Source organism: Massilia sp. 9096 (assembly GCF_000745265.1).
GTDB lineage: Bacteria > Pseudomonadota > Gammaproteobacteria > Burkholderiales > Burkholderiaceae_D > Telluria.
Map to the genome: position 1 here is coordinate 179,211 of NZ_JQNN01000001.1, position 22,563 is coordinate 201,773.

A 22,563-nucleotide genomic window follows, 5' to 3' on the forward strand; every position below is an offset into this window, starting at 1 on the left:
AGGTAAAAATGGCTTGATCGCACATGCTTTTTCTTCAGATGACGGCTGAGCCGGCGCTGTGCGCCTGCTGGAGGGACAGGGAGTAAGGCGGGCTGTCGACGACCGGCGCCGATACGATGACGGTCGTGCCGGCGCCGGGCTCGCTGAACACGGCGCAGGTGCCGCCCAGGATCACGATGCGCTCTTCGATCCCGACCAGGCCGAACGAGCCGAATTTGTTACGCACGCCCGGCGGCAAACCGCAACCGTTGTCCTTGACGCTCATCGACAGCCAGCCCGCGCTCAGGCGCAACTCGACCACCACCTTGGTCGCGTGCGCATGACGCACGACGTTGGTCAGCGACTCCTGCAGGATACGGAAAAACGCGGTGGCGCAATGGTCGGGTAATTCAATCTCGCCATGATCGTCGCGCACCTCGCATTGGATGCCGGTGCGGCGCTGGAATTGGTCGACCTGCCATTCGACCGCGGCCGACAGGCCCAGGTCGAGCACGGTCGGACGCAAATCGTTGATGATCTGGCGCACGCTCTTGATGATGGTGTCGATCTGCTGCAGCGTTGCGCGTGCGCGCGCATGCAGGATGCGGTGCGTGGGCCCGGTGCGCGAGGCCAGGATCTCCGCCTCGATGCGCAGCGCCAGCAGGTTCTGGCCGAGGTCGTCGTGGATCTCGCGTGCGATGCGTTTGCGCTCGAGTTCCTTGATCTGGTAGGCGTGATCGGCCAGGCGGCGCAGCTTCTGGTGCGACAGCTGCAATTTGTTCTGGCTTGCGCGCAGCTCGCTGGTCATCTCTTGCGCGAGCTGGAGGGCGGCGCGACGCGACGAGGTCAGGGTGTGCAGCAGGGCATACAGCAGCATCGTGCCGATGAAGCCGAAGACCATGATCAGCTTTGGGTAATAGATGTCGAACTCGGTATAAAGTGCGGACTTCGGCACGCTGTACACGGTTTTCCAAAGCCGGCCATTGAAGTTGATTGGCAGCGTGACGGAAAATGTATCGTCGCCGCTATCCAGCGCTGGCTTGGGATTGGCGGCAGAGCCGCGACTGTCAAATAAGGTTTGCACGTATTTGATCGGATGCCCGTCATAATCGAGGCGGGGCCCCACGTTGAAAAGGGTCATGCGCACGCCGGAAATCGGCATCTCGTCGAGCACGCCATGCAGCAATTTGGGAAGGCTGAACGCGATTCCGAGCGAGCCGATATAGGCGGCCCGGCGTTGTTCCACGGTGTCATGTGCAGCGCCAGGACGGTAGACCGCAATGCGCATGCCGAGGTGGGCGTCATTCGGTCTGGAGAGCGGAGGAATCGGTGTGCCGGCGGCTTGCACGGTACCTTCGTCGCGCTCGATCCTCAATTGGTCTCCGAAACTGAGATTGGCCATCAGATCGACGCCATAGTGGCCGGGACTGAACAGATCAGGTTCGATGTAATAAACGACCAGGTAGGCAGGACGAATGCCACGCGGAGTGATATCGAGCGGCTCGGTGGAATGGGTAAAAGCTTGCATGTCCTGCCGCAGTCTGGTCACGAATGCCTGTTTCTCTTCATCGGTCACGTAGACGGCGACATTGAAATTGTCAAACGCAGGGTAGTGCTTTTTCAAGTCGAGGCGACAAACGTATTCGTGGAACTGGCGGTGCGAAAAGTTGTGTGAACTCTGGATCATGCTGGCAGTGCGCCGCAGCAGGTCGGTATAGGACTTGACGCGCAGGGCGATCACGTTCTGTGCATAGGCAGCATCGTTGACAAAGCGCTGGCGCGCATCGCTCTCGATCGAACGGTCCATGACGACATAAGCCAAGCCCCCGATTACGGACGATAACAGCACGCCGGTCCAGAACGAGAGCCGGGTGATCAAGAACGCGTCTCGCAATAACGTCGACATTGGAATTCCTGATGCGTGATTCGGCCATAACTGCCGTTGCAATATTGATTATTCGAACGTACGAAATTTGGGTAAGCCGCGAACCTAGCTGTTCTTATAGTTGCAGCGGAAGATGAATTTCGGTCAGGGGGCGCAGACCCAATCCTTCCTGTCAGATGACGGCCGAGCCGGCGTTATGCTCCTGATGGTTCTGCAGAAGATGGCCAGGCGCATCGAGCACCGGCGCCGATACCATGACGGTCGTGCCGGCGCCGGGCTCGCTGAATACCGCGCAGGTGCCGCCCAGGATCATGATGCGCTCTTCGATCCCGACCAGGCCGAACGAGCCGAATTTGTTACGCACGCCCGGCGGCAAACCGCAACCGTTGTCCTTGACGCTCATCGACAGCCAGCCCGCGCTCAGGCGCAACTCGACCACCATCTTGGTCGCGTGCGCATGACGCACGACGTTGGTCAGCGACTCCTGCAGGATACGGAAAAACGCGGTGGCGCAATGGTCGGGCAATTCAATCTCGCCATGATCGTCGCGCACCTCGCACTGGATGCCGGTGCGGCGCTGGAATTGGTCGACCTGCCATTCGACCGCGGCCGACAGGCCCAGGTCGAGCACGGTCGGACGCAAATCGTTGATGATCTGGCGCACGCTCTTGATGATGGTGTCGATCTGCTGCAGCGTTGCGCGTGCGCGCGCATGCAGGATGCGGTGCGTGGGCCTGGTGCGCGAGGCCAGGATCTCCGCCTCGATGCGCAGCGCCAGCAGGTTCTGGCCGAGGTCGTCGTGGATCTCGCGTGCGATGCGTTTGCGCTCGAGTTCCTTGATCTGGTAGGCATGATCGGCCAGGCGGCGCAGCTTCTGGTGCGACAGCTGCAATTTGTTCTGGCTCGCGCGCAGCTCGCTGGTCATCTCTTGCGCGAGCTGGAGCGCGGCGCGACGCGACGAGGACAGGGCGTGCAGCAGGGCATACAGCAGCATCGTGCCGATGAAGCTGAACGCCATCATCAGCTTCGGATAGTAGGCGTCGAGTTTCGTGTACAGGGCAGTCTTGTGCACACTGTAGATGGCTTTCCACAGGCGGCCGTTGAATTCCAGCGGCAACGAGACGGAAAATACATCGGCGCCGGTGTCGAGAGGAGGACTTGGATCGCGCACGGTCCCGTGACTGTCGAACAGCGTGAGCAGGTGGCCCGGGTTATCGAGGTTGGGCGGAAGAGGGTGCCAGGTATCGTGCAGGGTCATTCGCAAGGGCGCGAGCGAGATTTCTTCCATCACGCTTTTCAGCAGCTTGGTCACGTTGAGTGCAATACCCATCGAACCACGGTAGGCAGCACGGCGTTGCGCGACGTTGTCAAGCGGCATACCGATCCGATAAACGGGCATGCGCATGCCCAGGTAGGTCTCGTTCGGGTGGGACATGTGCGGGACCGGCGTGCCACTGGACTGTAAGCTGCCTTCGTCACGCTCTCGCGACAGCATATCGCCGAAATAGGGATTGGCCAGCAGGTCGAATCCGTACATTGCGGGAACCTGTGCCTGCGGCTCGATGTAGGCAACCGCGAGATAAGCCGGACGGATGCCCGGCGGCAGGATATCGAGATCGGCAGCCCGCGGCCCGAGGAAGCCCTTTTCCGCACGTAGTTGGCGAACGAAGGCCTCGCGTTGGTCGGCGCGTACATAAGTCGCAAAATTGATGAAGTCGAGCGCCGGATAGTCCCTGGGCAGATTCAGTCCCTGCACGTATTCGTGGAACAGGGTCTGGGTCAGGCTGTCCGAGCTTTGCATGGCGCTGGCGCTGCCGCGCAGCAGGTCGGCGTAGGACTTGGTGCGCACTGCGATCACGCTTTGCGCGTACTTCGCGTGGTTGAGGAAACGCTCCTGCGCATCGCTTTCGATCGAACTCGCTGTCGCAAGATAGGCCCCGCCGCCGACGATGGACGACAGCAGCAGTCCGGTGCGGAACGAAAACCGGGTGAGTGAAAATGCGTTTCTCAGTACTGTCAACATCACCATCCTGAGCTTGCAGTAGTCATCCACTGCAACTTACGCACTTCGGATGTGCAGCGAACCTATCTATCCAACTAGTTGTGGCTTTGCGGGTTCCGGACAGGTGTAAGATGCAAGCCAAAAAAAAGCCCGGCAGGCACCGGGCTTCGATGGGCAGGGGACTTACTTGCCCCAGCTGTCCTTCAGCGTCGTGACGCGGTTGAACACCGGCTTGCCCGCTTGCGAGTCGACCCGGTCGGCCACGAAATAACCGTGGCGCTCGAACTGGAAGCGCTCGTCCGGCTCGGCCTGGGCCAGGCCCGGCTCCAGATACGCGGTAACGGTTTCCAGCGCGTTCGGGTTGAGCACGCTCATGAAATCCTTGCCGCCGCCGTCCGGCTGCGGGTCGAGGAACAGGCGGTCGTACAGGCGCACTTCCGCTTCCAGGGCGTGCGTGGCGCTGACCCAGGTGATGTTGCCCTTGACCTTGTAATTGTCGGCGCCCGGCGTGCCTGATTTCGAATCCTCGAAATAGTTCACGTGGACCGCGGTCACGTTGCCGTCCGCATCCTTGTCGAAACCGGTGCACTCGGCCACGAAGCCGTACTTCAGGCGCACGCGCGCGCCCGGCTTGTCGGCCGTCGGCGGGGTGAAGCGGAAGTAACCCTTGGTCGGGGTTTCCATGAAGTCTTCCTGCTCGATCCACAGCTCTCTCGTGAACGGGAACGAACGCTGGCCCATTTCCGGATGGTGCGGGTGGACCGGCGCGTTGCACTCGACCGTCTGGCCTTCCGGGAAGTTATCGACGATGAGTTTCAACGGGCGCAGCACGGCGATCGCGCGCGGGGCCTTCGGATCGAGGTCGTCTCGCAGGGATCCCTCCAGCGTGCTCATGTCGATCCAGCCGTCGGCCTTGGACACGCCGATGCGCTCGCAGAACAGCTGGATCGATTCCGGCGTGTAGCCGCGGCGGCGCAGGCCGACGATGGTCGGCATGCGCGGGTCGTCCCAGCCGCTGACGACGCCGGTGTCGACCAACTGGCGCAGCTTGCGCTTGGAGGTGACGACGTAGGTCAGGTTCAGGCGCGCGAACTCGTACTGGCGCGGCACCGGGCGTTCAAAAAAGCCGCCCTCGGCCAGCGTGTCGACCAGCCAGTCGTAGAACGGACGGTGGTCGGTGAACTCCAGCGTGCACAGCGAATGCGTGATGTTCTCGATCGCATCCGAGATCGGGTGCGTGTAGTCGTACATCGGGTAGATGCACCACTTGTCGCCGGTGCGGTGGTGATGCGCGTGGCGGATGCGGTACAGGGCCGGATCGCGGTTGGTCATGATCGGCGAGGACATCGCGTCTTCGCTCATCTTGGCGCGCAGGATGTGGGCGCCGTCCGGATATTTGCCGGCCTTCATGTCGCGCAGCAGCTGCAGCGATTCCTCGGCAGGGCGGTCGCGGAATGGCGAGTTGGTGCCCGGCGTGCTGAAGTTGCCGCGGTTTTTCGCCATCTCTTCGGCGCTCTGGCTGTCGACGTAGGCCTTGCCGGTCTTGACCAGGTACTCGGCCATCTCGTACAGGCGGTCGAAGTAGTCGGACGCGTAGTGCAGGTATTCCTGGCCGCCTTGCTCCCAGGTGAAGCCGAGCCACTTGACGCTGTCCATGATGGTGTCGACGTATTCCTGGTCTTCCTTTTCCGGATTGGTGTCGTCGAAGCGCAGGTGGCAGCGGCCGAGGTAGTCGCGCGCCAGGCCGAAGTTCAGGCAGATCGATTTGGCGTGGCCGACGTGCAGGTAGCCGTTCGGTTCCGGCGGAAAGCGCGTGATGACCGAAGGCATGCCTTCGCGCTTGTGGGTGCCGGACGCGAGGTCGGATTCGACGATCGCGCGCACAAAGTTCGACGACAGGGGCGGGACGCCCGCCGTGGCATTCTTGTCGTTGCTCATGAAATGGTGTTTTGGATGGGTAATATTCCGCGCATTTTACCGTAGATGGGCAGCCCTCAGGAAACCAGCCGGCGCTATGTTGGCAAGCGCACGGTCCGCGCCGATGCGCCATCCGATACTTGGGGCTAGCGACGCTGCCTGTCAAGATGTCGTTTTCTATAGGATAATCTCGCCCTTACCGTTGTTTTCGGCCACTGCCGGGGAGTTCCAATTGGAAAATTTATACGCGATCCTTGGTGTCGCGCCCAACGCCACGGACGACGAGATCAAGAAGGTCTACCGCTCGCTCGCGATGCGCTACCACCCGGACCGCAACCAGGCCCCGGGCGCCGAGGCGCGCTTCAAGGCCGTCACCAAGGCTTATGAAGTCCTGTCGGACCGCGCGCAGCGCGCCGAGTACGACCAGAGCGTCAACCACCGCATCGTGCTGGACGCAGAAGGCGAGGCCTTCGAGCTCTGGCGCTCCTTGTTCGCCCTCAACGGCGTGAATCTACAGACCTGATTTTCAGATCCGAATTACAGACCGACTACGAGCCCAACATGAAAAAAGTACATCCCGAATTCGCATTCCAGTCGCGCGAACTGGAAGGCCAGATCGAAGGCACCCTGGGCGACCCGCCCAACCGCAAGAACTACGACATGATGGTGCAGGCGCTGGTGTCGGAATACGCCAACGGCGACGGCCTGGACGACGTCAACATGATGGCCTTCGCGCTGGTCGATTGCATCCGCTTCACCGACCCGAAGGGCCTGGTGCGCGAAGCCGTCGACTATGAAGGCAACGGCGATCCCGCGCGCGTGTTCGCGATGGCCAATTGCGGCGACGATGGCGAAGGGAAGGCCATGTACGAGGCCATCTGCGCCAACCATCCGGAGCTGGCGCGCCAGGCGATCGTGACCGCCTTCCTGTACAAGAACCAGCAGCGCTGGGAAGACGACGACCAGTCGCTCGACCAGCTGGCGCGCGACGACGAGGGCGACGACGACGAGCTGGATGAAACCGCCGTCGGCGACGATTTCACCCAGATCTTCGACCAGGAAGGCGGTGAGCGCGAATGAGCGACGACGACAAATCCGGCGACAACAAGGCCAACCTGCCGGCGCTGACCAAGCAGGTCGGCGACCTGGTGCTGGCCGGCTCGCTGCAGCACGCCGAGGAAGCGCTGTCGCACGCCGCCGACGAGCACGGCGACTACGCGGTGGCCGAGGTGCTCTCGACGCTGCCGCCGCAGGTCACCGCGCTGCACCTGGCCGGCTTCGACGGCGCCAAGACCTCGCTGGCGACGCTGCTGGTGCCGCCCAAGGCCTGGGCCGAGAGCCTGGCCTACATCGCCGCGACCTGGCCGGACAACATGATCGAGGACGACCCCGAGCGCATCGCCGAGGGCCTGTTCAACCACATCCACGCCGTGGTCTACGCGACCGACGACGAGGAGCGCCGCCGTGAGCTGCTGAGCGAGGCATCGAGCACCGACTTCGGCGCCACCGCCTTCGGCATCCTGTGGTCGCTGGCGCCGCACGAGATCCTGGAAACGGCGCGCGAGATCAACGAGCGCGGCCCGCACGCCAACATCCACACGACGTCGGACAGCGACGTCGTGCCGCTGGCGATCGACCTGGCCAAGGCCAGCGAGGATGGCTGGCAGCGTTCGCTGCTCGAGCTGTTCCCGCAATTTCGCAATACCCATGACCTGGCCGACCTCGAACTGCCGGACGATCCGGACGAAGAGACGGAGTTCGAACAGCGCGACACGCGCGAACTGCTGTACCGCCTGCGCAAGCAGGTGCCGTCGGTGCGCAGCCAGCCGCGCCGCAGCAGCCGCCGCAGCCTGGGCACGGACATCTTCTCGTGAGCGGCGCCTCCATGCTGCCAGCGATCGTCATCGAAAAACCGCCGCGCCTGGTGCGCGCGATCAGGCTCATCCCCGGCAAGGCCGACGCTGAAGAAGCGGCGGCCCTGGCCGACGAGCTGTCCGGCATCACGGCGATGGTGGCCGAGAAGTTCACCAACGACCGCACCGCCGAAGGCATCCAGCGCGCCCAGCTGCTGACCATCGGCGGCGTCTCGCTCGGCCTGGAGCACCTGCTCGAGGACGAAACCGACGATGCGGTCGGCGACGAAGCCGCCATCGGCCTCCTGGTCTCGGAAGGCGCGGAGCTGGTGTTCCAGCAGGGCTTCCGCCTGATCAAGGAACTGGCGGCGATGCCGGAAGACACCCTGGTCGGCGAATACGACGCCGACCCGGTGTATTCGCAGCGCCGCCTGAAGGAGCTGTTCGTCGACATCTGCACGGCCGACCCCGGGGAAACCTGGTCCGGCTGGCAGCGCTACCTGGGCCAGCTCGAGCAGCGCCAGCAGGTGCAGGCGATCGTGCGTGCGGCCCAGTGGCTGCGCCGCCACCATTGGGACGGTGCGATCAAGGACCCGGACATCAACGCCGAGGGCGTGATCGCGCTGGCGATCGTGTTCGGCGTCGAGGGAACCGGACGCATCGTCGCGCGAACCGGGCAGAAGGAGTTCGAGCGGCTGGTCCAGGACGTGCGCAAGAAGTGGAAGGATGGCGCGCCCGACTTCGAGAGCGGCTGGGCGGCCCTGCTGGAGGCGATTCCGGCGCCGCACAAGGCGATCGTGGCCGAGCGCATCGACAGCTACCGCAACAGCCTCCTCATCAAGCACCTGGCCGACAAGACGCCGCTCAAGCAGCTGGTCGTCGAGCTGGAAAACTTTGCCGGCTCGGAGCTGGACGCGGAGTATCCGTAACAAGCGTTCTGGTGCGGGCCTGTATGGACAGGCTCGTCATCGATCGGCGTTATCATAAGGCGGTCTGTTCCTGGATTCCCTTATGTCGCACCCCCGGTCTCACACCCGCATCGCCGCCGGCAGCCCGGCATTCCGGCGCATCAACCGCGCCATGGTCTTCGGCGGCTTTTCCACCTTCGCCCTGTTGTACTGCGTGCAGCCGCTGATGCCGCTGCTGGCCCACGAGTTCCGCCTCACCCCGGCCCAGAGCAGCCTGGCGCTGTCGGTCGCCACCGGGGCGCTGGCGGTGTCGCTGCTGGCCTCCAGCGTGCTGTCCGAGCGCTACGGCCGCAAACCCCTGATGGCCGCGTCGATGTCCTGCGGCGGCGTGCTGACGCTGCTGGCCGCGTTCGCGCACAACTATCCGCAGCTGCTGGTGCTGCGCTTCCTGCTCGGGCTGCTGCTGGGCGGGATGCCGGCGCTGGCGATGGCTTACCTGAGCGAAGAGATCGAAGGGCCGTCGCTGGGCCACTCGATGGGACTGTACATCGGCGGCAGTGCGTTCGGCGGCATGGCCGGACGCGTGCTGTCGTCCGTGATCAGCGATTTCTACGACTGGCGCATCGCCATGGGCGCGATGGGCGTGGCGGGGCTGTACGCGGCCTGGGAATTCAACCGCAGCCTGCCGGCTTCGAACAACTGGCGGCCGGGGGAGGGCGGCGTGCGCGCCCTGGTCAGGGGCACCGCGCAACACATGCGGGATGCCGGGCTGCCCTGGCTGTTCACGCTGTCGTTCCTGCTGATGGGCGCGTTCGTGAGCATGTACAACTACATCGGCTACCGCCTGCTGGCGCCGCCGTACGCGCTGCGCCAGAGCGCGGTCGGGGCGCTGTCGGTGCTGTACCTGCTGGGCATCTTCAGTTCGGTCTGGGCCGGCAAGCTGGCCGACCGCCTGGGCCGGCGCAACGTGCTGTGGATGGTGATGGCGGCGATGCTGGCCGGCTTGCTGCTGACGCTGGCGCCGTCCCTGATCCTGACCGTGGCCGGCATGGGCCTGTTCACCTTCGGCTTCTTCGCCTCGCATTCGGTGGCCAGCAGCTGGGTCGGACGGCGCGCACGGCCGCCGCAGGCGCTGGCTTCGGCGCTCTACCTGTTCTTCTATTACCTCGGATCGAGCGTGGTCGGCTGGCTGTCGGGCGTGATCTGGAGCCATGCCGGCTGGAGCGGCGTGGTCGGCATCCTGGGCGGCGTACTCGGCCTGGCGATGCTGGTGGCGCTGCGCCTGCGTTCACTGGCGCCGGCCGCGCCGCCGCCGACACCGGCGGCGCCCGAGGCGCAGTGATCCCGCTTACTTGAGCTTGGCGGCCGCCTCGCGGTAGCGCGCCGCGTTCGGGACCTGGGTCCAGTGCGGCGGGGCCGGGTCGTCGGCGATCGCTTCCAGGCCGAGCGCCACCATGCGGTCGACGCGCGCCATGTTCTCGTAATCGACCTTCGGCCACTTGTCGTCCTTGCCGTGGTAGTCCGGGAACTCATAGGCCACCGACAGCGTGTGCGCCGGGACGCCGGCATCGGCCAGCGACTGGTTGTCGCTGCGTCCGAAATAGGCGTCGCTGGCCTGCGGATGCTTGACCAGCCTGACGCCGACCTTGTCGCCGGCGCGCTGCAGCGTGCTCGCCACCGTCGAGTAATCGAAGCCGGTCAGGTTGGCCATGTTCACGTGCGGGCCTTCGCTGTCGTCGGTGCGGCCGATCTGTTCGAGGTTGATGCCGGCCACGGTGTCCTTGAGCGGGAAGACCGGGTGCTTGCCGTAGTAGCGCGAGCCGAACAGGCCGAGTTCCTCGCCGAAGAAGGTCATGAAGACGATGCTGCGCTTCGGATGCCGCTTCTGCGCCGCCAGCGCGGAGGCAATCTCGATCACCGAGACCGTGCCGCTGCCGTCGTCGTTGGCGCCGTTGTAGATGTCGCCGTTGCGGATGCCCAGGTGGTCGTAGTGCGCGCTCAGGATCACGTAGCTGTCCTTGAGCTTGGCGTCGCTGCCGCGCAGCACGCCGACCACGTTGCGCAGCTTGACCGGACGCGTGGTCGGGGCCGGCACGTTCAGGCTTACGGTGACGCCGTTGGCGGCCAGCGCCGTGGCGGCCTGGGCGTCGTACAGGACGATGGTAGGGCGGGGCGCCGCGGGCTTGGCGCCGTCCTGCGGCAGCAGCCAGCCGTTGACGCCGCTGCCCTGCTTCTGGCTGGCGTCGACCAGGACCAGCAGCGCCGGCTTGCCGCTGAACTTCTGCAGCGCGCCATACGCGGCGCGGCGGTCCGCCGGCAGCGTCAGCACCAGCACCTTGCCGTCGGCGCGCGCCGCATTGGCCATCGCCTCGTCCCAGGGCAGGGCCACGACCGGCGCATCCTTCAGGTTCAGGCCATCCTGCAGGCGCAGGTCGAGCGCGCTCGCCGGCACCTCGAACGCCTTGCCCATGCCGTGCACGGCAAAAGCGAAGCGGCTCATGTCGCGCTCGGCGTAGGTCCAGGTCGAGGTCTGGAAATAGCCGTCGTCGCCGGCCGGTTCCAGGCCGGCGCGGCGGAACTGGGCGGCGATGTATTCGGCCGCCAGGTCCTGGCCGCGCGACGGGGTGGCGCGGCCTTCGAGCAGGTCCGAGGCCAGGAAGGACAGGTGGCCGCGCAGCGAGTCGGCGCTGATGCGGCTGACGATGGCGTCGGCGGCCGGATCGGCGACGGCTTTCGTGGCCGGTTCGGCGGCCTGGGTGGACGACGCCAGCAGCGCCAGCGCGAGCGAGGGAAGGAAGGAACGCATGCAAGAACTTTCGTGGCGAAAAGGAAAGGCACTATTGCATGCCAAAGTGAGCGGGTCAACTCCAGGGCAGGCCTGCGTTGAATTCGTCAATTTTGCGCGCTCCCAGAGGGGAAGTTACCAACTCGTGGATACCGTTCGTGCGACGTCCGGTCGCGATCGGGGCTACCATGGAGTCACTGTTGCGCGTTCATCAATGTGCTAATCAGCATCAATGAGCATGAACGAGCGCGCTTTTGTTCCATTACGTGTCATCAATGCAAAGGAGTACGCCATGTTGCAAGCAAACGAAATCCAGCAGCGATTCACTCAAATCCAGCAAAGCATCCAGGCCGCGGAACAGGCCTGCCGTAGCGGCGACGCCCCGGACGAGATCCGCAACGTCATCGAAAAACTGTCGCAGCAGTCGCAGCAGGCGCAAAGCGTCGTGCAGGGCAGCGACCAGCAGCAGATGGTGCAAGCCATCGACAGCCTGGAATCGATCGGCGACGAAGCCAAACGCGTCAGCCGCTCGCTGCCGACCATGCCGGCCGAGCTCGAAACCGCCGTCACCCGCGTGCACGCGGAGCTGTCCGACCTGAAGCACCAGCTCCACTAAAAGGCCTCATAAACCTACTGCGCGTTGCATTTTCGGCCTGCGATGCTCGCCGTACCGGATGTACGGCTGCGCTTCTCGGCCGAAACTGCCGCCGCTCGCTACGGTTTCTGAGGCCTTCGATGCTCTACTACAGGGCAGGAGGTAAGGACCGTAACTGGTTTTTGCAAAGCCGGCCGCTTTGGTCGGCTTTGCCGCATCTGCGCCCAGCCTCAAAGCACCCCACGCGAGCGCAACGCCGCGATCTCTTCCTCGTCCTTGCCCAGCAGTTCGCGCAGCACCTCATCGGTGTGCTGGCCCAGCAGCGGCGGCGCCCCTGTGCTGGTGCTGGCCAGCGTCGACATGCGCACCGGGCTGCGCACCAGTTTCACCTTGCCGGCGCCCGGATGCGGCAGCTCGACCTGCACGCCGCGCGCACGCACCTGCTCGTTGTCGAACACTTCGTCCAGGCTGTTGATCGGCCCGCACGGCACGCCGACCGCCTCCAGCCGCGCGATCCATTCGTCGCGCCCGTGCTGGCGCACCATGGTCTCCAACAGCGGCACCAGCACGTCGCGGTGCTTCACGCGCAACGGATTGGTGGCGAAGCGTTCATCATGCGCCAGCTCGGGCCGGCCGCCGGCTTCGACGAACTTGCGGAACTGGCCGTCGTTGCCGGCCGTGACGATGATGTGGCCGTCGGCGCAGGCGAAGGTCTGGTAGGGCACGATGTTGGCGTGCGCATTGCCCCAGCGCTGCGGGCGCTTGCCGCTGTTGAGGTAATTGCTGCCGACGTTGGCCAGCATCGCCACCTGGGTGTCGAGCAGCGCCATGTCGATGTACTGGCCTTCGCCGGTGCGGTCGCGGTGGGTCAGCGCCGCCAGCACGGCGACGGTGGCATACATCCCGGTCATCAGGTCGGTCAGGGCCACGCCGACCTTTTGCGGGCCGCCGCCCGGCACGCCGTCGCGCTCGCCCGTGACCGACATCAGGCCGCCCATGCCCTGGATCAGGAAGTCGTAGCCGGCGCGGTGCGCATACGGCCCGTCCTGGCCGAAGCCGGTGATCGAGCAATAGACGATGTCCGGCTTGATCGCCTTGAGCGACTCGTAGTCCAGGCCGTAGCGCTGCAGCTGGCCGACCTTGAAGTTTTCCAGCACCACGTCGCAGTGGCGCGCCAGTTCGCGCAGCAAGGCCTGGCCCTCGGGCGCGGCGATGTCGACCGTGACCGAGCGCTTGCCGCGGTTGGCCGACAGGTAGTAGGCGGCTTCACCGGTCGGCTCGCCGTCGCGGTCCGGTGCGTAAGGAGGCCCCCAGGCGCGCGTGTCGTCGCCCGCGCCGGGACGCTCGACCTTGATCACGTCCGCGCCGAGGTCGGCCAGGTTCTGCGAGCACCACGGCCCGGCCAGCACGCGCGACAGGTCGAGCACGCGGACGTGGCCGAGCGCCTTGGGCATGGCGGTGGGATTGGCGGTCATCGTGTCTCCATTGGCTGTTTGTCATGGCGACGATTATACGGCCGCGCCCGCGCCGCCGATTTGCGCTTATTGCCCCTCGCCGCCGGGCATTTCGAGCGCGGCGGCGAACAGTTCGCGCTCGTCGTCGACGATGCGGTCGACCAGGCGCTCGTCCAGGCCGATCGCTTCCAGCACGAAGGCCGACAGCTGCAGGCTGGCTTCCAGGGTCTCGGGCACGACCACCGTGGCGCCGGCCAGGCGCAGGGCGCGCGCATGCTTCTCGTCGCGCGAGCGTACGAACAGGCGCGCGTGCGGGAACTCGCGCCGGATCCCGCGCACCGCCTGCAGCGCGGAGGCCGGGTGGTCCATGGTCAGCACGATCGCCGGGGCGGTGTCGGCATGCACGTGGCGCAGCAGTTCGGGGCGCTCGGCGTTGCCGAAGAAGACCGGCACGCCATCCTTGTGCAGGCGCGCCGCCAGCCTGGCGTTGTTCTCGAACGCGACCCAGGGAATGCCCTGGCTGTCGAGCAGCTTGGCCAGCTGCTGGCCGACGCGCCCGAAGCCGGCGATGATCACCCGGCCCGGGGCGCCGTCGCCGACATCCGCGGCGGCGTCGGCATCGTGCGCGGCCTGGCGCGCATGGTCGGCGTTCTCCCAGCGCTCGCCGATCGTGCGCCCGATGCGCGCCAGCAGCGGCGTGACGAACAGCGACAATCCGACCGCCAGCATTACGCGCCCACCCAGCGCCGCGTCGAGCAGCTTGCTCGAGACCGCGTAACCGACCACGATGAAGGCGAATTCGCCGCCCTGGCCGAGCAGCAGGGCGCCCTCGATCGCGCGGCCCCAGTTCAATCCGCCCAGGCGCAGCAGCGGTGCGATGACAAAACCCTTGACCAGCACCAGCAGCGCCAGCGCGGCGCCCAGCCACAGCGGCGCCTGGATCACCTGCAGCGCGTCCATGCCCATCCCGACCGTCATGAAGAACAGGCCCATCAGCAAGCCCTTGAACGGCTCGACCATCAGCTCGACCTCGTGCTTGAACTCGGTCTCGGCCAGCAGCAGGCCGGCGATCAGCGCGCCCAGCGCCATCGACAGCCCGGCCATGTGCGACAGCGCGGCGATGCCGAAGGTCGACAGCAGGATCAGCGCCATGAACACGTCGGGCTGGCGGTGCCGCGCAAAGGCGCGAAACAGCGGATGCACGACGCGTCCCCCGGCCAGGTAGATCAGGGCGATCGCGCCGGCCGCCTTGGCCATCGCCAGCAGCGCCAGCACGGCGATGTTCGGACCGCCGTCGCTGCTGCCCCGGCCCAATGCGCCGATCAGGATCAGGATCGGCACCACCGCCAGGTCCTGCAGCATCAGCAGCGCGAACGCGGCCTGGCCCAGCGGCGTGCCGGTCTCGTGGCGCTCGCCCAGCAGCTGCATCACCACCGCGGTCGAGGACAGCGAGAGCACCAGGCCGAGTACCAGCGCCGCGTCCATCTTCTGGCCGAGCAGCAGCCAGACCGCGCCGCCCAGCAGCGCCGCGCACGCGGTGACCTGGGCGCTGCCGACGCCGAACACCATCCTGCGCATCGCCCACAGGCGCGCCGCCGACAGCTCCAGGCCGATCATGAACATCAGGAACAGCACGCCGAGTTCGGCCAGCATGGCGACGTTGTCGTTGTTGGGGAAGGTCAGCCGGCCGAGCAAGGGAAAGTCTTGCGCCAGGCGGCCCAGCCCGAAGGGGCCGAGCAGGGCGCCGGCCGCGAGGAAGCCGAGCACCTGGTTGATGCGCAGGCGCTGCAGCAGCGGGATCAGGATGCCGGCGAGGCCCAGGAACAGCAGGACCTCGCGCAGGAAGGGGAATGCGTGTTGCTCTTGCACGGAACGGCCTTGGACGAAACACAATCCCGGCCATTGTATACGGATATTTACAAAGTATTCATGCCGATCGATACCGCCGGACGATGAAGACGGACGCCCCGCCGTTCGGGGCGGGGCGTCCGGCCGCGCGTTCCGCGCGTCTTACGAGCCTTGCGCCTGGAACGCTTCCGGCGCCGCTTCCTCCATCTGGCGCTCGCCGCCGGCCTGCGGCTGGCGCGATTCCATGGTGCGGATCAGCTCTTCCATTTCCGGGTCATGCTGGTTGCGCAGCTCGAGGTAGCGGCTCAACGCATTGTCCAGCGCGGGGAGCAGTTGCCCGCGCTCGCTGCGCAGCGGGACGCTGCCCGGACGGGGGGCGCTCGAGCCGAGCTCCGCGCCCGCCACCGCTTGCAGCGAAACGGCGTCGATGCCGGCGGCGTCGGCCGCCTTCTGCGCCAGTTCGGCCCAGCTGACTGCGCCGGCGTTGGCCAGGTGCCAGATGCCGGATTCGGCGTCGATGGCGAGGTCGAGGCAGGTGTGCACCAGGTCCGGCACGTAGGTCGGCGAGACCACCTGGTCGGCGGCGGCGCGGAACGGCTCGCCGCGCTCGAAGGCCTGCAGCGCCAGCGTGACGAAGTTGTGCTTGTCCCAGGGCCCGAAGAAGGCGCTGGTGCGCACCACCAGCGCGCCCGGGTGCCTGTCCAGCACGCGCTGCTCGGCGTCCGCCTTGCTGCGGCCGTAGACGTTGAGCGGCGCGGTGGCGTCGCCCTCCACATAAGGCTGGCCCTTGGCGCCGTCGAACACCAGGTCGCTCGAGAAGGTGGTCAGGTGGATGCCGTGGCGCGCGCAGGCGGCGGCCAGGATCGCCGGGCCGATCGCGTTCTCGCGCAGGCAGCGTTCGACGTCGCCCTCGGCATCGTCGACGCGCACGTAGCCGGCGGTGTTGATCACGGCCCAGGGACGATGCTGCGCCAGCGCGCGCTCGACCGACTCGGCATCGGTGATGTCCATGTCCTGGCGCGACAGCAGGCGATAGGCCAGGTTGCGCTTGCGGCAGATGCGGGCAAAGGCGCGGCCCAGCGTGCCGGAAGCGCCGGTGATCAGGATCGGCGCGGCGTCCTTGCCGACCAGGGTGTGGCCGTCGGCGGTGATCGAGCCGACCGCGTCCGGGGTCGCGACCGGCTGGCACAGGAAGCGGTCCGGACGGCGCCACCAGCCCTGGCCGCGCAGCACCGGGTGCGACAGCGGCGTGCCGGCGGACAGCTCGCGCATCATCCGCGCGAGCGCGGTCGGGCGCGGCTGCGGCGCGCGCACGTCGAACGGCCCCGGCTCGTAATAGCCGCGGTTCTGTGTCACCAGGCTGTTCCAGTCGAACGAGCCGAGCAGCGACCACACGGTCACGGCGCGCAGGTCGACGCCGCTCTCGCGCGACTCCTGCGCCGCTTCCCAGATCTCGAGCAGCCAGCGCAGCTGGTCTTCACGGTTGGCGTCGATGTGGGCTTCGGTGATCGCGAGCGGAATCCGGTAGCGGTCCCAGACTTCGGACAGCAGCGGCGCGATGCCGGCGGTCGCGGTCGCGAGCGCGCGCGAGGCTTCGATGTCGGCGCAGGGGATGCCGTTGGCCACGCCGCGGTGATGCGCCGGATAGCGCTCCGGACGGTGATCCAGCCAGCGCTCGCTGGTGACGTAGTAGTTGACGCCGATGATGTCGGGCGGGCAGGTGTTATCGCGGAACCACAGGAATTCTTCGGCCGGGATGCCGGTCTTGATCAGGTAATTCCACAGCGCGTGCTCGGGCCCGACCATGCCGCACAGCAGGTCCCAGGCCAGCCAGCGGCGCTCGTTGTAGAACTCGGCGACCTTGGCCATCTCGGGTGTGCTGTAGGTCTTGCCGAGGTCGTCGGTCTGAACCAGCTTGGCATTCGGGTTGACCGCGCGGATCGCGCGCATCGACAGCACCACGGCGCGGCATTGCACCAGCAGCGCTTCGATGAAGGTGCGATCGTCGCGGCCGTGCGGGTACCACACGCCGTACAAGCCGGCGAAGCGGGCGGTGGTGCAGGGTTCGTTGACCGGGGTGTAGTACTCGAGCCAGGGGTAGCGCGCGGCCACCGCGCCGGCGTATTCGGCCAGCTGTTCGGGGAAGGCCGGGTCGACCAGGCTGGTGTGCTTCGGGCCGCTGCCGTGGTGGACCAGCCCGGCGATCGGCGTGACGCCGCTGGCGCGCAGCGCGTTCAGGCGCTCGTCCGGCCAGGACCAGTCGGCCTTGTCGACGCCGTCCGGGGCGGTGCGCTCCCAGATCACCGGATAGCGGATCGCGCGGATGCCGAGCGAAGCGAAACGTTCGATGTCGTCCGCGCGTTTGGCGTGGCCGTTGCGGTCGAGCTGGTGGAAATACGTGTCTTGCACGCGGTTGGTGGTGCATTCGAGTCCGCCCCAGAGTTCCAGCGGGCGGGTTGGGCTGTTCGTGCTCTTCGTTGAATCCATGAAATCACCATTTTATTAGTTTTATTGCAACAAAAAATCCGTGGGAGCTCCCGAGTGGTCTATGAAACGGGAGAGCTTGGCGTTGCGGCCGCGGTTGACAGCCTTGCTTCAACCTGCAACCATGCCGTCCATGAATTTTTCGTATCCACATCCCGTCGCTCCGACTTGGTGGCGCTGCTGACAGCGCGGCCGGGACGAGCTACTGCGGATGTAGTTTTCCTTTAAACGCCGCCTCGACTCCGAGCGGCGTTGGCATGGCGGATCGAGGCAGAACCAGAGAAACTCGATGAGTCTGCAAACCCCTACCACCACGCCCATCATCCTGACCGGCGACCGTCCGACCGGACCGCTGCACCTGGGCCACTACGTCGGCAGCTTGCGCAACCGCGTCGCTTACCAAGATCAATATCGCCAGTTCATCATGCTCGCGGACGCCCAGGCGCTCACGGACAATATGGATGACATAGGTAAGGTACACCGGAATGTTGTCGAGGTGGCGCTCGATTACCTTGCCGTAGGGATCGACCCGGCCAAATCGACGATCCTGATCCAGTCGCAGATTCCGGAGCTGGCCGAGTTGACCTTTTATTACCTGAATCTGGTAACCGTCGCGCGCCTCGAGCGCAACCCGACCGTCAAGGCCGAGATCGTGCAGCGCGGCTTCGAGCGCGACATCCCGGCCGGCTTCCTGACCTACCCGGCCAGCCAGGCCGCCGACATCACCGCGTTCAAGGCCAGCATCGTGCCGGTCGGCGACGACCAGATCCCGATGATCGAGCAGTGCAACGAGATCGTGCGCAAGTTCAACCGCACCTACGGCCAGGACAAGGAAATCCTGGTCGAAGCCAAGGCGATCGTGCCCGAGGTCGGCCGCCTGCCGGGCACCGACGGCCGCGCCAAGATGAGCAAGTCGCTCGGCAACACGATCAACCTGGGCGCCTCCGCCGACGAGATCCGCGCTGCGACCAAGATGGTCTACACCGACCCGCTGCACCTGAAAGTGTCGGACCCGGGCCACCTGGAGGGCAACGTCGCCTTCATCTACCTGGACGCGTTCGACACCGACAAGGAAGGCTTGGCGGAAATGAAGGCGCATTACGTGCGCGGCGGCCTGGGCGACTCGATCGTCAAGAAGCGCCTGGAAGGCATTCTGCAGGACATGCTGGCGCCGATCCGCGCCCGCCGTGAAGAGTTCGCCAAGGACAAGGGGCAGGTCATGCAGATCCTGAAGGAAGGCACGTTCAAGGCGCGCGAAGTGGCGGCGCAAACGATGGACGAGGTGCGCAAGGCGCTGGGGCTGTCCTACTTCTAAAGGGTGGCGGGTATCGCTTGGGGATACCTGCGGTAGCGCAAAGCATTGCCCTTGAGATTTCGTAGTGTCGGCGGCCTTTGTTGGTGGCAACCTGCGGTTTTTGCCACCACGGAGGTCTCGACATGAACAAGGGTTTGCGTTTGACCGAGCGCTGGATGCAGCTGGCCTTGTGGCTGGTTGCCTTGCTGTTCGCGGGTTTCCTGATCGGCCTGGGCGGGAAAGTCGTCGACAACCTGGCCGATGTCGAGCCGGTACCGCCTGCCGAAAGCCTCATCGAGCCAGCCAGGCTGGCCGTGGTCAAGGCGCAGATCGAGGCCGCCGACCAAGCCAAGGACGCGGCAACCGAGGCCGTGCAACAAGCCGAGCATGCGCACCAGGTCGCTGCGTCGAACACAGCGAGCGCACGCCAAGCCTTCGATAACTGGATCGCCACGCGCCAGGCAACCCTGCGTCCCGAGCAGGACAACGAGTTGATAAAGCGCACGCGTGATCTCGACAAGCTGGTCGCGGCGGAGCGCGTTGCACTTGCGGCGGTCCAGGCGCAGAAGAAGGCGATGCTGGATGCATCGGAAGCGAAGGGGCATGCGTACGATGCCTATCGAGTGCTCGAGGAGCCTGCCGAGCAGCAAGCACATGCGATCGCGCAACGTGCCGCGCGCAAGGTGTTTTATTACCGGGTCAGCGTCACGCTGCCGCTGCTGCTCGTCGCCGGCATCCTGTTCAAGTACAAGCGCAATGGCATCTATTGGCCCTTTACATGGGGCTTCATCTTCTTCGCCCTGTTCGCGTTTTTCGTCGAACTCGTGCCCTATCTGCCCAGCTACGGCGGCTACCTGCGCTATGGCGTCGGGATCGTGCTGACGGTGGTCGGCGGACGTCATGCGATTCGCTGGCTGCAGGGCTGGCTCGAGCGCCAGCGTGCGGCCGAAGCGCTTCCGGATGCCCAGCGCCGCCGCACCATGCGCTACGACGTCGCGATCCAGCGTATCGGCAAGAGTGTCTGTCCGTCGTGCGAACGCCAGACCGATTTCAAGGACATGCATATCTGCCATTGCCCGCATTGCGGCATCGGTCTGTTCGACCGTTGCCCGGCGTGCAGCAGCCGCAAGAACGCGTTCGCGCGCTTCTGCTTTTCCTGCGGCACACCGGCCAACGCCAGCCTGGCGGACTGACGTTCGGCCGAAGCCATCGGCTGATCGCTTTAGCGGATGGCTTCGGCCGAACGCATCAGCCCTGCAGATCCGCCGGCACCTTGCCGCCGTTCTGCGCCAGCTTGGTCATGACCTGCTTGTGCAGCCAGATGTTCATGCTGGCCGAATCGTTGGTGTCGCCGCTGTAGTGCAGCTCGGACGCCAGTTCCTTGCGCGCCTGCAGGCTGCTGTCCAGGTTGAGCAGCTTGAGCAGGTCGACGATCGAGGTGCGCCAGTTCAGCTGCTGGCCCGATTGCTGCTGCATGGTGGTCAGGATCTGCTCGACGTCGACCGGTTCGGCCGGCGCGGCGGGCGTTGCTGCAGGTGCCGGTGCGGCGGCCGGCGCGGCGGCTGCCGTCGGTTGCTGTTGCGGCGCGGCTTGCGGGGCCGAAGCCTGCGTCACGGCCGGATGGTGGGACGGGAAGATTTTGTGGAAGATGTCGCTCAGCATACCCATAGGGTTCTCCTTGTTGGTTCGATTCGTTGATGATTCGTTGATTATTGACGCTGCATGCCCTGGGCCATGTGGCCGAGCGCGATCGCCAGCGCGGCGCCGCCCAGTGCCTTGACCAGGCTCGGGTGCTCCGAATAAAAGTCGCCCATGCGTTCGACGATGCCGGGGTTTTGCTGCTGGGCCTGCTCGGCCAGCTCGCGCACCGCCGACGGCGGGATCTGCTGGGCCTGCTCGGGCGAGATGCGCGCCTGGTCGGCACCGGCCAGGTTGCCCAGCGAGCCGCCGGCGATGCGCGACAGGATGGCCGGACCGACGTTGGCGATCAGCTGGTTCAGCATGCCGGCGCGCTGGTCCGGGCTGCCGTTGTTGAACAGGTGCTCGACCATGTTGCCGAACGGCGGGGTCTGGTCCGAGCGCAAGGCTTGGGTCACACCCTGCGCCAGGTCGCCGCGCGGGGCGTTCTGCGCCACGCGGTCGAAGTCGTCCGAGGCCTGGGTTTGGTTGACGTTGTTGGCGCCGCCCAGGTATTGCTGCAACAGGTTTCCTAAATCAAAGCCCATGATCGCTCCTTGTTCGATGAGACAGTCGAATGGCGAGGGTAGGGCTTCGCGCCGATTCGCTCCGTACGTCAGCTAACCGTCCGGCCCAGGCGGCGATTCCCCATGGACACTGTCGATGGACACATTAACCGGTAGCACGTAAGCTTGCCGCCATGATTCCTTTCCTGCCGGTCTTGCTGTTCCTGTGCGCGCTGCTGGGCGCGATCCTGGCCGGGCGCCTGCCGCCCGCGTTGGCGCTCGTCTACCTGCTCGCGAGCGCCGTCTGCTTTGCCGTGTACGCGCTGGACAAGTCGGCGGCGCGGCGCGGCGAGCGGCGCACGCCCGAGCGCACCTTGCTGCTGCTCGGCCTGGCGGGCGGCTGGCCGGGCGCCGTGCTGGCCCAGCAATGGCTGCGCCACAAGACGCGCAAGCAGCCATTCCAGAACCTGTTCTGGCTGACGGTCGCAGCCCACCTCGGCCTGGCCGGGGCAGTCGCCTGGAAACTCTAAGGAGCGGCCATGTGGCGCTATCCCCATCACATCCTGGCGCACCGCGGCGGCGGCACGCTGGCCCCGGAAAACACGCTGGCCGGCCTGAAGGCCGGGATGGCGGCGGGCTTTTGCGCGGTCGAGTTCGACGTCATGCTGGCGCGCGACGGTGTCCCGGTGGTGATGCACGATCCCTGGCTGGGGCGCACGGTGCCGGGTTCGGGCAACGTCTACGATTACGACGCCCACGAGCTTGCGCAGATGGATGCGGGCAGCTGGTTCTCGCGTACGCACCATGGGGAACCGGTGCCGCTGTTCGTCGAATTCGCCCAGTACTGCAAGGCGCAAGGCATCTGGATGAACATCGAGATCAAGCCGGCCGCCGGCTTCGAAGAGGAGACCGGCGCCCTGGTCGCGCGGCTGGCACAGGCGATGTTTGCCGACGAGCTCGCCAGCGGCCAATGGGACCGGGTGCCGCTGCTGTCCTCGTTCAGCGCGGTCTCGCTCGATGCGGCCCGCGACGCTGCGCCGATGCTGCCGCGCGCCGCCCTGATGGAACGGCTGGCGCCCGAGTGGCGCGAGCGCGCGCAGACGCATGGCGTGGTGGCGCTGCACGTCAATCACAAGCAGCTGACGCAAGAGCAGGTGATCCAGGTCAAGACGGCCGGCTATGGGCTGTTCTGCTACACGGTCAACACACCCGCGCGTGCACGCGAACTGCTGGGCTGGGGCGTGGACGCCTTCTGCACCGACCGCATCGACCTGTTCACGCCGGATTTCGCCTAAAAAATTGGCAAATGTGTATCGCCGGGTGGACGGCACAGCCAGCAACCGTAGGCTATAATCGATTTTCTCTATATAGCATGC

Annotated in this window: 19 protein-coding genes; 10 read left to right on the forward strand and 9 right to left on the reverse strand. The window is 65.7% G+C overall.

Features of this window, described 5'->3' with window-relative positions:
- Positions 1–34 precede the first annotated feature (34 nt).
- The 3 genes from FA90_RS00805 to FA90_RS00815 form a co-directional block, all read right to left on the reverse strand.
- Entirely contained in the window at positions 35–1,885 is a 1,851-nt protein-coding gene (locus tag FA90_RS00805; protein WP_051971296.1) for a CHASE domain-containing protein, read from the reverse strand.
- Between the two features lie 151 nt (positions 1,886–2,036).
- Complete coding sequence (locus tag FA90_RS00810; protein WP_081934019.1) at positions 2,037–3,887, reverse strand: CHASE domain-containing protein; 1,851 nt, start codon at positions 3,885–3,887, stop codon at positions 2,037–2,039.
- Between the two features lie 162 nt (positions 3,888–4,049).
- On the reverse strand, positions 4,050–5,804 hold the full coding sequence (locus FA90_RS00815; RefSeq protein WP_036164844.1) for a glutamine--tRNA ligase/YqeY domain fusion protein: 1,755 nt from the start codon (positions 5,802–5,804) through the stop codon (positions 4,050–4,052).
- Between the two features lie 211 nt (positions 5,805–6,015).
- Here FA90_RS00815 and FA90_RS00820 point away from each other — a divergent pair, with 211 nt between their 5' ends.
- The 5 genes from FA90_RS00820 to FA90_RS00840 all read left to right on the forward strand — a co-directional run bounded on the left by FA90_RS00820 (position 6,016) and on the right by FA90_RS00840 (position 9,886).
- Entirely contained in the window at positions 6,016–6,306 is a 291-nt protein-coding gene (locus tag FA90_RS00820; RefSeq protein WP_036164847.1) for a DnaJ domain-containing protein, read from the forward strand.
- 38 nt (positions 6,307–6,344) lie between these two features.
- Positions 6,345–6,863: a hypothetical protein gene (locus FA90_RS00825; RefSeq protein ID WP_036164850.1), complete on the forward strand. Its 519-nt coding sequence runs from the start codon at positions 6,345–6,347 to the stop codon at positions 6,861–6,863.
- Entirely contained in the window at positions 6,860–7,657 is a 798-nt protein-coding gene (locus FA90_RS00830) for a hypothetical protein (protein ID WP_036164853.1), read from the forward strand. Before FA90_RS00825 ends, FA90_RS00830 begins: the two co-directional genes overlap by 4 nt.
- A gap of 11 nt (positions 7,658–7,668) precedes the next feature.
- Positions 7,669–8,565, forward strand: coding sequence for a hypothetical protein (locus tag FA90_RS00835; RefSeq protein ID WP_036164856.1), 897 nt, complete (start codon positions 7,669–7,671; stop codon positions 8,563–8,565).
- Positions 8,566–8,647: 82 nt separating this feature from the next.
- Entirely contained in the window at positions 8,648–9,886 is a 1,239-nt protein-coding gene (locus FA90_RS00840; protein ID WP_036164859.1) for an MFS transporter, read from the forward strand.
- A 6-nt stretch (positions 9,887–9,892) separates the two neighbouring features.
- Here the strand turns inward: FA90_RS00840 and FA90_RS00845 are convergent, their stop codons facing one another.
- A complete protein-coding gene (locus FA90_RS00845; protein WP_036164862.1) occupies positions 9,893–11,350 on the reverse strand; it encodes a M28 family peptidase in 1,458 nt (485 codons plus the stop codon).
- A gap of 271 nt (positions 11,351–11,621) precedes the next feature.
- Here FA90_RS00845 and FA90_RS00850 point away from each other — a divergent pair, with 271 nt between their 5' ends.
- Complete coding sequence (locus FA90_RS00850; RefSeq protein WP_036164864.1) at positions 11,622–11,945, forward strand: hypothetical protein; 324 nt, start codon at positions 11,622–11,624, stop codon at positions 11,943–11,945.
- A 209-nt stretch (positions 11,946–12,154) separates the two neighbouring features.
- Here FA90_RS00850 and FA90_RS00855 read toward each other — a convergent pair whose 3' ends face one another.
- The 3 genes from FA90_RS00855 to FA90_RS00865 form a co-directional block, all read right to left on the reverse strand.
- Positions 12,155–13,399, reverse strand: a complete 1,245-nt coding sequence (locus tag FA90_RS00855) for a CaiB/BaiF CoA-transferase family protein (RefSeq protein ID WP_036164867.1) — start codon at positions 13,397–13,399, stop codon at positions 12,155–12,157.
- Between the two features lie 66 nt (positions 13,400–13,465).
- Positions 13,466–15,247: a cation:proton antiporter gene (locus FA90_RS00860; RefSeq protein ID WP_036164869.1), complete on the reverse strand. Its 1,782-nt coding sequence runs from the start codon at positions 15,245–15,247 to the stop codon at positions 13,466–13,468.
- A gap of 141 nt (positions 15,248–15,388) precedes the next feature.
- Positions 15,389–17,713 carry a family 1 glycosylhydrolase gene (locus FA90_RS00865; RefSeq protein WP_036164872.1) on the reverse strand — a complete coding sequence of 775 codons (2,325 nt, stop codon included), beginning with the start codon at positions 17,711–17,713 and terminating at the stop codon, positions 15,389–15,391.
- Between the two features lie 286 nt (positions 17,714–17,999).
- On the opposite strand from FA90_RS00865, the gene trpS reads away from it, so the two are divergent.
- Both trpS and FA90_RS00875 read left to right on the forward strand, forming a co-directional pair.
- A complete protein-coding gene (trpS, locus tag FA90_RS00870) occupies positions 18,000–19,025 on the forward strand; it encodes a tryptophan--tRNA ligase (protein WP_036164875.1) in 1,026 nt (341 codons plus the stop codon).
- 122 nt (positions 19,026–19,147) lie between these two features.
- Entirely contained in the window at positions 19,148–20,197 is a 1,050-nt protein-coding gene (locus tag FA90_RS00875) for a serine endopeptidase (protein ID WP_036164878.1), read from the forward strand.
- Positions 20,198–20,252: 55 nt separating this feature from the next.
- Here the strand turns inward: FA90_RS00875 and FA90_RS00880 are convergent, their stop codons facing one another.
- Positions 20,253–20,672 carry a DUF3597 domain-containing protein gene (locus FA90_RS00880; RefSeq protein ID WP_036164880.1) on the reverse strand — a complete coding sequence of 140 codons (420 nt, stop codon included), beginning with the start codon at positions 20,670–20,672 and terminating at the stop codon, positions 20,253–20,255.
- A gap of 41 nt (positions 20,673–20,713) precedes the next feature.
- A complete protein-coding gene (locus FA90_RS00885; protein WP_036164883.1) occupies positions 20,714–21,229 on the reverse strand; it encodes a hypothetical protein in 516 nt (171 codons plus the stop codon).
- Between the two features lie 152 nt (positions 21,230–21,381).
- On the opposite strand from FA90_RS00885, the gene FA90_RS00890 reads away from it, so the two are divergent.
- The gene (locus tag FA90_RS00890) at positions 21,382–21,717 is read left to right on the forward strand and encodes a DUF1294 domain-containing protein (RefSeq protein ID WP_197065220.1); all 336 of its coding nucleotides are present in this window, start codon (positions 21,382–21,384) and stop codon (positions 21,715–21,717) included.
- 9 nt (positions 21,718–21,726) lie between these two features.
- The gene (gene ugpQ / locus FA90_RS00895) at positions 21,727–22,482 is read left to right on the forward strand and encodes a glycerophosphodiester phosphodiesterase (RefSeq protein ID WP_036164886.1); all 756 of its coding nucleotides are present in this window, start codon (positions 21,727–21,729) and stop codon (positions 22,480–22,482) included.
- Positions 22,483–22,563: the final 81 nt, after the last annotated feature.